Origin of the sequence: Streptomyces sp. DSM 15324 (assembly GCF_001514285.1) — a bacterium.
In the GTDB taxonomy this organism is placed as follows: domain Bacteria; phylum Actinomycetota; class Actinomycetes; order Streptomycetales; family Streptomycetaceae; genus Streptomyces.
The window spans coordinates 447,928-462,524 of sequence record NZ_KQ949030.1 but is presented as its reverse complement, the minus strand read 5'-3'; the positions used below and the strand labels follow the sequence as shown (position 1 = coordinate 462,524).

The 14,597-nt window shown below is 73.1% G+C and carries 11 protein-coding genes; 5 read left to right on the top strand and 6 right to left on the bottom strand.

Going from position 1 to position 14,597, the window contains the following annotated elements; genetic code table 11:
• Positions 1-11: 11 nt before the first annotated feature.
• From AQJ58_RS26125 to AQJ58_RS46020, 5 genes are all read left to right on the top strand, one after another.
• Complete coding sequence (locus AQJ58_RS26125) at positions 12-1,244, top strand: sarcosine oxidase subunit beta family protein (protein ID WP_067254196.1); 1,233 nt, start codon at positions 12-14, stop codon at positions 1,242-1,244.
• Between the two features lie 30 nt (positions 1,245-1,274).
• Positions 1,275-4,478, top strand: a complete 3,204-nt coding sequence (locus tag AQJ58_RS26120; protein ID WP_067254193.1) for a sarcosine oxidase subunit delta family protein — start codon at positions 1,275-1,277, stop codon at positions 4,476-4,478.
• On the top strand, positions 4,471-5,067 hold the full coding sequence (locus tag AQJ58_RS26115; RefSeq protein WP_067254190.1) for a sarcosine oxidase subunit gamma: 597 nt from the start codon (positions 4,471-4,473) through the stop codon (positions 5,065-5,067). Before AQJ58_RS26120 ends, AQJ58_RS26115 begins: the two co-directional genes overlap by 8 nt.
• 86 nt (positions 5,068-5,153) lie before the next feature.
• Entirely contained in the window at positions 5,154-6,776 is a 1,623-nt protein-coding gene (locus AQJ58_RS26110) for a serine/threonine-protein kinase (RefSeq protein ID WP_067254187.1), read from the top strand.
• A gap of 131 nt (positions 6,777-6,907) precedes the next feature.
• Entirely contained in the window at positions 6,908-7,069 is a 162-nt protein-coding gene (locus AQJ58_RS46020) for a hypothetical protein (protein WP_159056340.1), read from the top strand.
• Between the two features lie 236 nt (positions 7,070-7,305).
• On the opposite strand, the gene AQJ58_RS26100 is transcribed toward AQJ58_RS46020, so the two are convergent.
• The 6 genes from AQJ58_RS26100 to AQJ58_RS26075 all read right to left on the bottom strand — a co-directional run bounded on the left by AQJ58_RS26100 (position 7,306) and on the right by AQJ58_RS26075 (position 14,388).
• Positions 7,306-8,448, bottom strand: a complete 1,143-nt coding sequence (locus tag AQJ58_RS26100) for a LacI family DNA-binding transcriptional regulator (RefSeq protein ID WP_079079239.1) — start codon at positions 8,446-8,448, stop codon at positions 7,306-7,308.
• Between the two features lie 607 nt (positions 8,449-9,055).
• Positions 9,056-10,171, bottom strand: coding sequence for a CU044_5270 family protein (locus AQJ58_RS26095; RefSeq protein WP_067254179.1), 1,116 nt, complete (start codon positions 10,169-10,171; stop codon positions 9,056-9,058).
• Complete coding sequence (locus tag AQJ58_RS26090; RefSeq protein WP_234360300.1) at positions 10,168-10,842, bottom strand: RNA polymerase sigma factor; 675 nt, start codon at positions 10,840-10,842, stop codon at positions 10,168-10,170. The genes AQJ58_RS26095 and AQJ58_RS26090 overlap by 4 nt, the downstream gene beginning before the upstream one ends.
• 144 nt (positions 10,843-10,986) lie before the next feature.
• Positions 10,987-12,363 (bottom strand): phosphoinositide-specific phospholipase C-related protein, encoded by a 1,377-nt coding sequence (locus AQJ58_RS26085; protein ID WP_067254176.1) that lies wholly within the window; start codon positions 12,361-12,363, stop codon positions 10,987-10,989.
• Between the two features lie 106 nt (positions 12,364-12,469).
• Positions 12,470-12,994 carry an HAD domain-containing protein gene (locus tag AQJ58_RS26080; RefSeq protein WP_067254174.1) on the bottom strand — a complete coding sequence of 175 codons (525 nt, stop codon included), beginning with the start codon at positions 12,992-12,994 and terminating at the stop codon, positions 12,470-12,472.
• Positions 12,995-13,017: 23 nt separating this feature from the next.
• Positions 13,018-14,388, bottom strand: coding sequence for an MFS transporter (locus tag AQJ58_RS26075; RefSeq protein WP_267892094.1), 1,371 nt, complete (start codon positions 14,386-14,388; stop codon positions 13,018-13,020).
• Positions 14,389-14,597: the final 209 nt, after the last annotated feature.

Here is a 14,597-nt window from a genome sequence, read left to right as displayed (position 1 = left end):
GGAGACGCCCGATGAGCCCTCGTACCCCCGGCGCAGAGCTTCCGGACCACCCCGACTGGCTGTGGCGGACGCCCGAGCCGAAGCGGTCGTACGACGTCGTGATCGTGGGCGGTGGTGGTCACGGCCTGGCCACCGCGCACTATCTGGTGAAGAACCACGGCATCACCAATGTGGCGGTGCTGGAGAAAGGGTGGCTGGCGGGCGGGAACATGGCCCGCAACACCACGATCATCCGCTCGAACTACCTGTGGGACGAGAGCGCGGGTATCTACGAGCACGCCCTGAAACTCTGGGAGGGCCTGGAGGAGGAGCTGGACTATCCGATCCTGTTCTCCCAGCGGGGCGTGCTGAACCTGGCGCACAGTCTCCAGGACGTGCGGGACAGCGTGCGCCGGGTGGAGGCCAACCGGCTCAACGGGGTCGACGCGGAGTGGCTCGACGCCGAACAGGTCAAGGAAGTCTGCCCGATCGTGAACATCTCGCCGGATGTGCGCTATCCGGTCCTGGGCGCCACCTATCAGCCGCGGGCGGGTATCGCCAAGCACGACTACGTGGCGTGGGGCTTCGCGCGGTCGGCGGACGCGGCGGGTGTGGACATCATCCAGAACTGCGAGGTCACCGGCCTGGACGTGGTCGGTGGCCGGGTGGTCGGCGTCCAGACCACCCTGGGGCCGATCGCGGCGGGCAAGGTGGCCCTGTGCTCGGCCGGCCACACCTCGGTCCTGGCCGCGATGGCGGGGATCGAGCTTCCCGTGCAGAGCCACCCGCTCCAGGCGCTGGTCTCCGAGCTGCTGGAGCCGGTGCACCCGACGGTGGTCATGTCCAACGCGGTGCATGTGTACGTCAGCCAGGCGCACAAGGGCGAGCTGGTGATGGGGGCGGGCATCGACGCCTACAACTCCTACACCCAGCGCGGGGCGTTCCACATCATCGAGGAGCAGATGTCCGCGGCCCTGGAGCTGTTCCCGGTCTTCGCGCGGGCCCATGTGCTGCGGACCTGGGGCGGCATCGTGGACGTGAGTCCGGACGCCTCGCCGATCGTGGGCCTGAGCCCGGTGGACGGTCTCTACCTCAACTGCGGCTGGGGCACGGGCGGTTTCAAGGCCACGCCGGGCGTGGGCTGGGTCTACGCCCACACCATCGCCCACGACAGCCCGCACGCCCTGAACGCGCCGTTCTCGCTCGACCGTTTCACCACCGGCGCGCTCGTCGACGAGCACGGCGCCGCCGCCGTGGCCCACTAGGACACCACCGCACTCTTTGGGAGCCGATCCATGCTGCTCATCCCCTGCCCCTGGTGCGGGCCCCGTGACGAGGCCGAGTTCCACTACGGCGGCCAGGCTCACGTGCCCTACCCGGAGAACCCGGCGGAGCTGTCCGACCAGGAATGGGCCCGTTACCTGTTCTTCCGCGACAACCCCAAGGGGCCGTTCGCCGAACGCTGGAGCCACTCGGCGGGCTGCCGCCGCTGGTTCAACGCGGTCCGCGACACCTCCACCAACGAGATCCTGGCCGTGTACCGCTCCGGCGAGGAACGCCCGCAGCGGCTGGAGCCCCGCCCGGTCACCACGCAGCCGAGGCCGCCCCAGCCGGCCTCTCCGGTGTCCGAGAACGGAGCCGAGGCCCTCTCGGGGCGGAACGGAGACCCGGCGGCGGAGCCTGCGGCGGAATTGCGGCACCCGACGCTCGGCCGCATCGACCGCGGCACACCCCTCACCTTCACCTTCGACGGCACCGAGTACCAGGGCTACCGGGGTGACACCCTCGCCTCCGCCCTGCTCGCGAACGGCGTGATCCAGGCGGCGACGAGCATCAAGCTCGGCCGGCCGAGGGGCATCTTCTCCGCCGGTGTCGAAGAACCCAACGCCGTGATCCAGATCGAGGCCCCCTTCCCGGAGCCGATGCTGCCGGCGACCGCAGTGGAGCTCTACGACGGTCTGGTGGCGAGCAGCCTGCCCGGTCAGGGCCGACTGGCGAGCGAGCCGGACCCGGCCCGCTACGACGCCGTGCACGCCCACTGCGACCTGCTGATCGTGGGCGCCGGTCCGGCGGGCCTGGCCGCCGCGGCCGCGGCCGCCCGCTCGGGCGCCCGGGTCATCCTGGCCGACGACCAGCCGGAGCCGGGCGGCAGTCTCCTCGGCAGCGGCGAGCACCTCGACTGGGTGCGGGAGGTCGGCGCACTTCTCGAAGCGGCCCCGGAGGTCCGCGTGCTGCCGCGCACCACGGTGTTCGGCCACTACGACGACAACCACCTCCTCGCCGTGGAGCGCCGTACCAACCATCTGGGGGCGGCGGCCCCGGCGAACACCTCCCGCGAGCGGGTGTGGCGGATCCGGGCGCGCCGGGTGGTCCTGGCCACCGGCGCCCACGAACGGTCCCTCGCCTTCGCGGACAACGACCGGCCCGGTGTGATGCTGGCCGCCTCGGCCCGCACCTATCTGCACCGGCACGGCGTTCTGCCCGGCCGCCGTGCGGTCGTGTTCACCACCAACGACAGCGCGTACACCGCGGCCCTGGACCTGCGTGCCGCCGGTGTGGACGTCGCGGCGGTCGTCGACACCCGTACGGACGCGGGGGAGTGGGGCCGACGGGCCGCAGCCGCGGGCATCGAGGTGCTGACCGGACACGCCGTGATCGGCACCGAGGGCGAGGCCCGTCTGAGCGCCGTCACCGTCGCCCCGTTCGGCGAGACCGAGGGCGGCCGGGAGGTCGCCGCCGATCTGCTGCTGGTCTCGGGCGGCTGGAACCCCGTCGCGCACCTGTTCAGCCAGTCCGGCGGCAGGCTCCGCTACGACGACACCCTCGGCTCCTTCGTCCCCGACACCGGCCGCCAGGCCGTCGAGGTCGCGGGCTCCGCGAGCGGCGTCCTCGACCTGCCCACCGTACTCGCCCAGGGCGCCGCGGCGGCCGCCCGCGCCCTGGAGGCCGAGGGCCACCCCTTCGAGCGGCCCGCCCTCCCGGACGTGGCCGCCGCCCCGCACACCGCGCCGATGCACGTGTTCACGGTCCCGGGCCGGGAGGGCGCCCCGCGTTTCGTGGACCTGCAGCGCGACGTCACGATCGAGGACCTCCACCGGGCCACGGGCGCGGGCCTGCGGTCGGTGGAGCACACCAAGCGCTACACCACGGCCGGTACCGCCAACGACCAGGGCAAGACCTCCGGTGTCCTGGCCAGTGGAGTGGTCGCCGAACTCCTCGGCGTCGACGTCTCCGCGCTCGGCACCACCACCTTCCGCCCGCCCTACGTCCCGGTCTCCTTCGCGGCGCTCGCCGGCCGCGACCGGGGTGCGCTCAGCGACCCCGTCCGCACCACCGCGCTGCACGACTGGCACGTCATGCAGGGGGCGCTGTTCGAGAACGTGGGCCAGTGGAAGCGCCCCTGGTACTACCCCCTGACCGGCGAGGACATGGAGACCGCGGTGCTGCGCGAGTGCGCCGCCGCCCGCGAGGGCGTCGCTTTCATGGACGCCTCCACCCTCGGCAAGATCGACGTCCAGGGCCCGGACGCGGGCGTCTTCCTCGACCTGCTCTACACGAACATGATGAGCACCCTGAAGCCCGGCATGATCCGCTACGGCGTCATGTGCCGCCCCGACGGCATGGTCTTCGACGACGGCACCGTCATCCGCCTCACCGCGGACCGCTTCCTCGTCACCACCACCACCGGCAACGCCGCCACCGTCCTGGACTGGATGGAGGAATGGCTGCAGACCGAATGGCCCCACCTGCGGGTGCACTGCACCTCCGTCACCGAACAGTGGGCCACCGTCGCCCTCGTCGGCCCGAAGTCCCGCGAGGTCCTCGGCTCGCTGGCGCCGGAACTGGCCGTCGGCAACGACGACTTCCCCTTCATGGCCTGGCGCGACACCACCGTCGCCGGCATCGAGGCCCGCGTCTGCCGGATCAGCTTCTCCGGAGAACTCGCCTACGAGATCAACGTCTCGCCCTGGCACGCCCTTACCCTCTGGGAGGCCGTCCACGAGGCGGGCACCCCGTACGGCATCACCCCGTACGGCACCGAGACCATGCACGTCCTGCGCGCCGAGAAGGGCTACCCCATCATCGGCCAGGACACCGACGGCACCATCACCCCCCAGGACCTCGGCATGGGCTGGGCGGTGTCGAAGAAGAAGCCCGACTTCCTCGGCAAGCGCTCCTTCGCCCGCGCCGACACCCAGCGCGCCGACCGCAAGCACCTGGTCGGGCTGCTCCCCGAGGACCCCGCCGACTTCCTCCCCGAGGGCACCCACCTGGTCGCGGACAGCGTCCTGCCGCCCCCGCCGGTGCCGATGCTCGGCCACGTCACCTCCAGCTACCGCAGCGCCGCCCTCGGCCGCACCTTCGCCCTCGCCCTGGTCAAGGGCGGCCGCGACCGCATCGGCGAACGCCTCTACGCCCCCGTCGGCGACCGGCTCGTCCCGGTCACCGTCACCGGCCCCGTCCTCTTCGACCCCGAGGGAGCCCGCCGCGATGGCTGACCCGACACGCACGCCCCGCAGCCCCCTGCTGGGCGCCAAGGACCGGCTGGCCCACGCCACCCGCGCCTCCCACGGCCGGGTCCGCCTCGCCGAACTCCCCTTCCTCACGCAGATCGGTCTGCGGCTGGACCCCAAGGGCCCGGCCGCCGACGCGGTCGGTGTCGCCCTCGGCGTCCCCCTGCCCCTCGAACCCAACACCGTCACCCGCGCCCGCGAACTGACCGTGCTCTGGCTCGGTCCCGACGAATGGCTCGTCGTGGGCGAGCCCGGAGCCGGGCGCGCGCTGGAGGACCGTATCCGGGAGGCCGCCGGGGGCGAACCGGTCTCGGTCACCGACGTCTCCGCCCAGCGGACCACCCTCCTGGTCTCGGGCCCCCACGCCCGTGACCTCCTCGCCCACGGCTGCTCCCTCGACCTGCACCCCCGCGGCTTCGCGCCGGGCCGTTGCGCGCAGACCACCCTCGGCCGCACCCAGGTCGTCCTCGTCGCCCGGGACCGTCCCGATGCCGGATTCTGGGTCCTCGTCCGTTCCTCGTTCGCCGGGTACCTCACCGACTGGCTGCTGGACGCCGCCGCCGAGTACCTGTGAACACCCCGGTCACCCCGCTCGGCTAGAGTCTCGCCTCGACCTCGGCCGGACGTCCCGGCCGGGGTGGCGCGCTGGGGGTACGGCACATGGGGCCCGGAAGAATCGCACTGTCCGGCTACGAGATCCAGGAGGTCCTGGGCCAGGGCGGGTTCGCCACGGTCTACCGGGCCAGGCAGCTGGCCGTCGGCCGGGAGGTCGCGCTCAAGGTGGACAGCAGGGTGCTGTCCACCCCGCGCGACCGGCAGCGCTTCCTGCGCGAGGTCACGGCGGCCGGGCAGCTCTCCGGACATCCGCACGTGGTCCCGGTGTACGACGCCGGGGTGCTGGCCGACGACCGCCCCTACATGGTCCTGGAGTTGTGCCCGGGCGGTTCGCTGGGCGAGCGGCTGCACCGGCAGGGCGCCCTCCCGCCGAAGGAGGCGCGGGACATCGGCGTGGGGCTTGCGGACGCCGTGGCCGCCGCGCACGCCGCGGGGGTGCTGCACCGCGACATCAAGCCCGGCAACGTGATGGTCAACCGCTACGGAGGGGTGGCCCTCACCGATTTCGGGCTCGCGGCCATGCCCCGCCCGGGGCGCGAACTGTCCGTGACTCGCGAGGCGTTGACCCCCGCCTACGCCCCGCCCGAGGCCTTCCGCAGCGCCGAGCCCAGCCCGGCCGGCGACGTCTACTCCCTGGCCGCCACGCTCTACGCCCTGCTGCGCGGTTTCCCGCCGCACCACCCGGACGACGGGACCCAGCTCAGCCTGGCCGAACTCATCGTGCGGCACACCTGGCCGTACGTCCCGCTGCAAGGCATGCCGACGGCCCTCAACGACGTGCTCCGGCACGCCCTGGCCCCGGACCCGGCCGAGCGGCTGTCCGACGCGGGCGCCTTCCGTGACGCCCTCGCCGCCGTCGACCTCGACACCGTGCACCTCGGTGGCAACGGCGGACCCGGCGGCTTCGGACCGGCCCCGACCATGACCACCGTCCCGTACCACCGCGACGCGCCGCCCGTCCAGGACGCGATCCCCGACTCCACGGCGGCCCCGGGCCGGCCCGGCGGAGGGGGCGCTACGACCGTCGCCACCGCGCCGGGCGGCGGCGACGGCGGTGGCGGTCGCCGGGGCGGCCGCCCCACCCGGCTCGTCGCCCTGCTGGCGGCCGTCGTCGTCTCCGTGACCGTGTCGGTCACCGTGGTCACCCAGCAGTACTTCGGCTCGGACGGCGGCGGCACCTCGGGGACGGACGCGCCCTCCGCCGAGGCCACCGCCCAGCACCAGGGCGCCACCGGGTTCGGTGTGCCCACCACGACCGAGAACTGCCCCGCGACGAGCGTCGACGGCGTGGGCGGACGGTGTGTCGCGAGCCCGGAGTGCTGGAGCGGCATCGTCGACATCTCCGGCATCATCACGGTCAGCCGTGCGGACTGCGCGGCCGAGCACGTGTGGGAGACCTTCGCGATCGCCCCGCTGCCCGAGGACGGCATGACGAACAACGCCCGGGACCTGATCAAGCACCCGGACGTCAAGGCCCTCTGTTCGCAGCGGGTGATGGCCGCGACCATGCTCCCCGAGGGGCGCACGCTCGCCAAGGAGTGGCAGACCGACGTCATCCCGCCCACGGCCTCGGAGTGGGACAAGGGACTGCGCGTCTTCCGCTGCGTGGCCGCGGCCCGCACGGAGAACGGACAGAAGACGGGAAGCCAGTTCGCCGTGGCGAACTGACCCCGCGCGGGGACGGGTCAGGAACGGTCGTCCGCGACCAGCACGCGGACGTCCCACGGGCCGAGGTCCAGGCGGAGGCGCCGTACGGCCGCAGGTCCAGCAGGCTGTCGGTGAGGGTGAAGGCGACCTCCTTGGCGATGTTCGGGACCCACGTCCAGAACGTCAGCTCGGTGGGTGTCCTCATCGCCTTGTCGATGTCGGCCCGGCTGACCGGCATGGAGGTGTTTCTGGGCAAGGTGGATTCCCGCCGGGGCGAAGAAGGAGGCACGCGGGGCGAGGGCGTGCGGGGGTGAAGGAAGAGCCAGGAAGCGGAGCGGTGCAGCAGGGTGGGCGCGACGTGGCCACCGGGCGGGTACGCCGATGAGGGGAGGGTGGGTCGCGGGTCAGCGGCGGCCCAGGGGGCGCGCGGGCGACGAGGTGAAGGGGGAGGGCACGGGCGGGACGGGTACGGCGGCTCGACCGTCGGTCACGCTCGGTGCCGTGGGCTCAGGGGCCGGTGGGCCGGTGGGCCGGAGGGCTGGTGGGCCGGTCAGGGACGGCTGGCGAGACCTCCTGTCGTGGGCGTGGGCGCCGGGGCGCCTCCGTCGGCAGGGGAGACGGTGCGCCGTGCGCGGGCCGGGTTCGTCCGGTCGGCGGGGGGCGCGGTCGAGGCGCGGACGACGAGGTCGACCGGTGGGTCGCTCGGCGGCAGGAGATCGGCGTCGGGGTTCTCGATGGCGTGCACGAGACGCTTGAGTCCCTCCTGGGCCACGGTGTCGAAGGGCTGGCGCACCGTGGTCAGCGGGGGAGCGATGTAGGCGGCGACCGGGACGTCGTCGAAGCCGACGACGCTCACGTCCTGCGGCACCCGCAGTCCGGCCTCCGTCAGCGCGTGGATCAGCCCGATCGCCATGTCGTCGTTGGCGACGAACACGGCGGTGAGCGTGTCGTCCGCGGCGAGTTCGCGACCCGCCCGGTATCCGGATGCGGCCGACCAGTCGCCCTCGACGACCGGGGGAACTCGCCTGCCGTCCGCGGTCAGTGTGGCCCGCCACCCCTCCAGCCGGTCCCGGGCGGCGTACCACCGCTGCGGCCCTGCGAGGTGATGGACCGTCGGGTGCCCCAGGTTCAGCAGGTGCTCGGTCGCCGTACGGGCCATGACATCGGCGCCGTCGCCGGCCGTGAGCACCGTGGGCGCGGTCAGTGCCGGGGGCGCGCCGAGGACCAGGACCGGCACGTCGACCCGCAGGGTCGTCTCTCCCCCGGGCCCGCTCTCGTCGATCGGCTCGGAGATGACGATGCCGTCCACGCCCTGGTCGAGCAGCGAGTTCACGGCACCGGCCACCCCGGCGGGGTCGCCCTCCACGGTGTTGACGACCCGGAGCGCGTAGCCCGTGTCCCGGACGACCCGCTCGACCCCCATCAGGAGCGAGGCGGGGCCGTACAGGGCGGTGCCGAGGGTGACGACGCCGATGGAGCGGCTGCGGCCGGAGGCCAGCGCGCGGGCGGCGTTGTTGCGCCGGTAGCCAAGCTGCTCGGCCGCTTCCAGCACCCGTCGGCGGACGTCGGCCGAGACATACGGCTCGTCGTTGAAGACCCGCGACACCGTCTTCTGCGAGACCCCGGCGAGCCGGGCGACGTCCACACTGCGCGCCGCCGCGGAACTGGTGCCCCGCCCTGTCGCTCGCGTCATGGTGTCTCCCGGTGCGCCGAACGGTCGTCCTCGTGCATCGATGATGTCAGACGCCCCGCGGTGAAGCGGGTCTGACTGCGTAGTCATGTCTGCGCTGTCATGTCTACGCAGTCATAGGCAGCGCGTCAAGAGGTCGGACGGTAACGCAGGTCGGACGGGTAACGGGAGGCGCGCGCCCGAGCGCCCCGTCCCGGCGCCACCGCTCAGTCGCAGCGGGACCGGATGAGCAGCAGGGCGATGTCGTCGCGCGCGGAGCGGAGCGACGGGCGCGGCGGACGAGGGTGTCGGCGAGGGCGTTCATGGTGCCGCCGTTCTCCCGCACCGCCTCCGCCACGGCGGCCCGCAGAAGCTCCGGACCGGCCCCGACGTCGACGGCGTCAGCCCCCGGCGCGTCGCCGACCTCCCGGACCCTCGTCCGCACCGCGCTCCGGCCGGTCCGCCGGCGCACACGCCGGCCACCGGCCCCAGCACTCACGAGCCGCCGACCGGGCCCGTGGAACGGCCCCCATGCACGGACCATAGGCCCGCGGCGGGGCGACGGCACCGTCCGGTGCCGTCGCCGCTCGGAGCGGCGGGCGGCGCCGCTCCGGCCGGAGAGCGCCGGTCGTCAGCCCGCCTGCGACGGCGGCTGCTTCATGGCGTCGACGACCGCCCGCTTCAGGATCGCGCTGGTGTCCATCACGGTGCCGGGCCTGAGCAGTCGGTCGTCCCCCTCGCCCTGCTTCACCTGGACGGTACGCTCGCCGAGGAAGACATGGGTCTTCCGGTCGAAGATCCATTCCTCGCGCTGTCCGCTGGTCTCGTCGAGCCGGGCCACGGCCACCCCGCGCCGGCCTACGGCGTCCACCGCGTCGTCGACCACGACGACACCGGGGATCTTCGCGGCGGCCTTGAACAGCGCCGAGTAGAGCGCCGCCGGGGGGTAGCTCTCGCCGAGCAGGTCCCCGATGGTGGCGAACGCCTCCTGGTCGGGCGTCCTGCCCTGCCCCTTCGTCTCCTTGTAGATCTTGGCCAGCAGGACGTCGGGGTCCGTGGGGAGCTTCGCCAGATAGTCGTACGAGGGATCGTTGAGCGTCGCCACCGGGGTGTCGCCCTGCTCGTCGGGCAGGCTGAGCGTCTCCCCCTCGGGGCTCTCGTTCACGGCCGGGTCGATGAGCCAGCCCTTGGTGCCGTCCGCCGACTTCCACACCTGACGGCGGTGCAGGCTGTGGCTGGCCAGGCTCGACTCATCGCCTTCGTACTGGATGAACGTGTCGGCCGTCTGGGACTCGATGTAGACGAACTGCCCCGGCTCGACGGAGGGGTGGGACACGTCGGCCGCGGCCAGCGAGATCTGGTCGAGCAACTGGGGCACGCCCCGGGTGCTGGCCGCGCCGACCTCGGTGGTCAGGGCCGGTCCGGTGGCGAGGGCCGGTCCGGTGGCGACACCGCCGTCCCGCGCCCCGCCCCCGACGGACGGCGACAGCCCGGCGACGACCGCCGCCACCACTGCGGCCGCCATGACGGGCAGGGTGACCGCCGGGCGGGGCAGCCGCAGCCGCCGGGGCCGCGCGGGCGCGGCCGTCGCCGTGCGCTCGTCCTGCTGCAGGTCGTGGATCTGGGCCATCAGGCGCTCCTTGTGGAACTGGTGGCGGCCCGGCGGCAGTTCACGCGTGGTTCCGGAGAAGAGCGGGGCGCTCCCGGTCCGTTCGGCGGGCTGGTGCCCGGACGTGTTCGCGTTCATCGGTTTCCCTCCTGTGCGGGCCGGATCACGTTCGTGCGATCACCTCTTGTCTGTCGGGCGGGACGGCCGCCTTCCCGTATTCCGCGCACTTTTTCGTACGGTGTCCCGCTCGCGGGACCGACCGGTTCGGGCTCGGCGAGCGAACGGAGTTTCCTGCGGGCCCGGGAGAGCCGGGAGGCCACCGTTCCCACGGGGATCCCGAGGGCCTGCGCCGCAGCCTCGTAGTCCAGGCCCTCGCCCAGGCAGAGCGTGACGACCTCGCGCTCCGGCCGGCGCAGCCGGGCGAGGGCGGTGAGGGCGGTGGCGAGGCGGCGCCGGTCGTCGACCCGGGCGGCCACCTCGTCGGCGTGGTCGGGCACCGACAGCTCGGCCGCCGCGGCGGCGTTGGCGGCGGCCCGGTAACGCCGGTTGCTGCGGTACTGGTTGCGTGCGGTGTTGGTGGCGATGCCCAGCAGCCAGGGACGCAGCGAGCCGCCTTCGGGGTCCACGCGGTCGCGCAGCCGCCAGGCCTCCAGGAAGGTGGCCGCCATGACGTCCTCGGCCACCGACCAGTCCGCGGTCAGTCGGAAGGCATGGTTGTAGACCGCGCCGGCGTACGCGTCGAACAGCTCCGCGAACGCGCTCGATTCCCCGGCCCGAACCCGGGTACGCAGATGAGTGCTCACCTCCATGAGCTGTCCGGCACCCCGTATCGCCTTCCCGTGACCTGCGCCACACCCGTCACACCTGTCACGGCCGCCGCGGCCGCCACGCCGCCCCCCGCGGCAGATCTTGGCGCGGGGGATCCGAGTCTCGCGCTCGCGGCGGCCCGTGGCTCACTGCCCCGGGGCGAGGACGTACGTGTTGAGGGTGCCGACCTGGCTGAGCGGGGTGGGGGAGCCCAGGTCGTAGCGGTCCACGGCGAGGTAGGTGGGCTTCTTGCGCGCGGCGGGCGTGCAGAAGTTCTGCGCGCGGTTGAGGAGCTTGCCGTTGTCCGTCGTGGTGGTGCCGCTGATCGTGTAGTCCCGGAAGTGGTTCATCACGAACAGCGGGTGGAAGGCGGCAGAGTCCACGGTCAGCGGCCGGCCGGTGCCCCAGCGGCTGTAGCAGGACCAGTCCGAGGAGCCGATTCCGCCGCCCATGGACCAGTAGTTCTCGACGGTCCACTCCCGCTGGTACATCACACCGAAGGTGTCACGGGCGGCCCAGCCGTTCGCGATGTCGCTCGCCCGCGTGCGGTCGCTGAAGATCAGCAGCCGCTTGCCGCGCGCCGCGAGGTCCGCCATGGTCGGCCAGCCCCTGGCCGCCACACCCTCCTGGTCGGGCCGGTACAGCACGTCGGACAGTCCGCTCACGGAGGCCAGCGAGGCCTTGAGCACGTCGGAGGAGGCGTAGTCCTCCAGGAACACCGTGACGAACTGGCCCGGGTTGGCCTTGAGGAAGTCGACCATGCGCTGGAGGTCGGTGGCGAGCGGGACGGGGCTGCCGACACCGTCACAGCTGTTGTGGCAGAGCACGGCCTTCCCGGAGACGGTGTAGTCGTCCAGCATGAACCCGCGTACGCCGTCGCTGAGTTGGCGGCTGATGCCGTAGTTCTGGTTGGGGAAGAGATTCACCGGGAAGGAGGCGAAGTTGCCGTCGGCGCCGTTGGCGAAGGCGTTGTGCGCGGTCAGGAAGGTGACCTGGTCCAGGGTGCGGGTGTCGGCGGAGGGCATCGGGGCGGTCGCGTACGACACCGGGGTGAGGTACCAGCGGGCGAGATCACCGGCCTGGCCGAGCGCCACGGCACCGGAGTCGGAGGACGACGCGGTGAGGTACTGCGAGGTGCCGGGGGCGCTCACGGTGTACGTGCTGTCCGCGGCGGCGGCGATCGTCCACACGGTGCCCGCCGTTCCGCACGAGGCGGTCACCGCGGAGGTGCCGCTGCGACCGAGGCAGGTGCCCGACTCGTCGGAGTTCCGCAACTGGTAGCCGCCGTCGACCGCGACCGGGGTCCACTGCTGGTGGTCCTCGTTGCCCTTGGGGTTGTGCGCGGCGACCGTGCCGCCGCTGTCGGCGGCGTTCAGGCCGGTGGCGTAGTTCTGCAGATAGGCCGAGGAGACGGGGACGGCCGCCGTGGCCTGCCCGGGGGACAGGACCGGCAGGGTCAGGGCGAGCGCGGCGGAGCCGCAGAGGAGGCGCAGGGGGCGCAGACGCACAGGGTTTCCTTTCATTCCGGCACTGGCCGGCCGATGGCAGAGGCATGACATACCGCCGCCGCCCTCCCGCGCCAGGCTTCTCACTTGAACTCACAGTAGGGGTTGGACATCTGACGTACGGTCACTGGCCGTCGGCGAAAGACGCCTCCCCGCGCAACCAGGCCTCCAGTGCGGCGAAGTCGGACGCCGTGAGGCCGCTCCCGGGGTCGACGCGGTGCAACAGTGCGCGCCCCGGGTGGTGGGCCGAGACCCAGGCGTGGTCGAGATCGGAGATCTCGTCGTCGACCCAGATGAACGGCCGCCCCATCGCCAGCCGGACCAGAGTGCGCGTCTTCCAGTGCAGCACGCCCGCCTCGTCCTCCAGGGGCGCCTGCGGCAGTCCCGCCACCGGCAGCGCGGGCAGTCCGAGCAGCGGCGCTATCACCTCATTGGCCCTGGTCATCCAGGCGGTGGCCCACATCAGGACGCAGGGGAGCGCCAGCAGCCGGGGACCGTGCCCCAGGTCGATCCTCGCCAGCTGGGGGTTCGTCACGTCCTCCCACGCGTCCCACCCCTGCGGGGTCGTGGGCAGCTGTGCGCCGCCGTACGGCAGGACGGTTCCGTCGACATCGAGAAAGAGCAGCGGAAGCTCCCTGTGATCAGACATGGCCGCACCGTAGCGGCCCGCTGTCACCCCTGCCGAGGCGGGGGGACGCACAGCCGTGCGAGGCCCGCGGCCACCAGGTATGCGAGGGCGCCGACGGCCATGCTGACGCGCAGCCCGGTGGCGGGGTCCGTCGCCGTGGCGAGGAGGCTGCCGCCGAGCGCCACCGCGGTGGCGCTGCCGAGCTGACGCGTGGTGTTGAACAACGCGGAGGCGGTTCCCGAGTAGCCGGGGGGAGCGGCGGACATGACGGTGGTCGTCGTCCCGGTGAGGGCGAAGGACGTGCCGAAGCCGGCGGCCATCATGGGGGCGACGAGGAGCGCGTAGGCGGGGTCCGGTCCTGCGGCCGCCCAGCCCGCCAGTCCGACGGCGGCGGTCAGCATGCCGGCGACCACCAGCGGACGGTCGCCGGTACGGCGGGTGAGCCGTCCGGACAGGACGGAGGCGAACGTGGTCATCGCCACCGCCGGGAACAGCGCCAGCCCGGTGGCCACGGCGCTGTAGCCGCGCTGCTGCTGGAAGCCGAGGCTGGCGGTGAACACCATCCCGTAGAAGGCGAAGTTGAACAGCAGGCCGATGGCGGCGCCGCCGACGATCGCCCGGGTGCGCAGCAGGGCGAGGGGCAGGACGGGCGTGCGGGCGAGCCGCTCGCGCACCCCGAAGGCCGCGGCCGCGAGCACCGCCAGGCCGATCCCGGCGAGCACCGCCGGATCGGACCAGCCGCGCCGTCCGGCCTCGTTGAGCGCGGCGGTCAGCAGGGCCACGGCCGCCACGACGGCGCACTGTGCCGGCCAGTCCATCACCCGGGCGGGGTGCCGGGGCGAGCGCGCCACGTGCCGCAGCGTCAGCGCCAGGCAGGCCGCGCCGACCGGCAGGTTGACGAGGAACACCCACCGCCAGCCCACCGTGGACACGAGCAGCCCGCCGAGCAGCGGCCCGGCCGACGCCGCGATGCCCGCCATCGACCCCCACAGCCCGAACGCCCGCGCACGGGCGGCGGGCGCCGGGTAGGCCTGCTGGAGCAGGGCCAGCGAACCGGGCACGATCAACGCCGCGCCGAGCCCCTCGACCAGCCGGGCGACGACGAGGAAAAGGGCGTTCGGGGCGAGGGCGCAGGCGGCCGAGGCGGCGGTGAACACCCCCACGCCCAGGCAGAAGACCAGCCGGTTCCCCAGCCGGTCGCCCAGCGCGCCGCCCGTCAGCAGGAACCCGGCGAAGACCAGGGTGTATCCGTCGGTGGTCCACTGGATGCCGGTCAGCGAGGCCGACAGCTCGCGGCCGATCACCGGGACCGCCACGTTGATGACGGTGACGTCCAGGATGACCATGAAGTACCCGGCGCACACCGCCAGCAGCGGTGCCCATGCCCGCCGTCCGGCCGACTCCCCGCCCGTCACGGCCTCAGCTCCATCCCGCCCGCGCAGAACCGACAGGATCGCCACATTACGGTACGTTTCCCCGACGGCACGGCAGCCGAGCCGCGCCGCGGACGCGCGAGCTCGCGGGCGAGGCGGCCAGGGTGATCCTGATCGCTGTCGCCGTCACGACAGTGAGGCTGCTGAGCTGCCTCAACCTGCCCAGCAAGTACCGGAGTTGCCGTCTGTAG

Bases quoted from the DNA above. Each gene is read 5' to 3' on its own strand.
- AQJ58_RS26125 (WP_067254196.1), top strand. From the start codon at position 12: ATGAGCCCTCGTACCCCCGGCGCAGAGCTTCCGGACCACCCCGACTGG.
- AQJ58_RS26120 (WP_067254193.1), top strand. From the start codon at position 1,275: ATGCTGCTCATCCCCTGCCCCTGGTGCGGGCCCCGTGACGAGGCCGAG.
- AQJ58_RS26115 (WP_067254190.1), top strand. From the start codon at position 4,471: ATGGCTGACCCGACACGCACGCCCCGCAGCCCCCTGCTGGGCGCCAAG.
- AQJ58_RS26110 (WP_067254187.1), top strand. From the start codon at position 5,154: ATGGGGCCCGGAAGAATCGCACTGTCCGGCTACGAGATCCAGGAGGTC.
- AQJ58_RS26100 (WP_079079239.1), bottom strand. From the start codon at position 8,448: ATGACGCGAGCGACAGGGCGGGGCACCAGTTCCGCGGCGGCGCGCAGT.
- AQJ58_RS26095 (WP_067254179.1), bottom strand. From the start codon at position 10,171: ATGAACGCGAACACGTCCGGGCACCAGCCCGCCGAACGGACCGGGAGC.
- AQJ58_RS26090 (WP_234360300.1), bottom strand. From the start codon at position 10,842: ATGGAGGTGAGCACTCATCTGCGTACCCGGGTTCGGGCCGGGGAATCG.
- AQJ58_RS26085 (WP_067254176.1), bottom strand. From the start codon at position 12,363: ATGAAAGGAAACCCTGTGCGTCTGCGCCCCCTGCGCCTCCTCTGCGGC.
- AQJ58_RS26080 (WP_067254174.1), bottom strand. From the start codon at position 12,994: ATGTCTGATCACAGGGAGCTTCCGCTGCTCTTTCTCGATGTCGACGGA.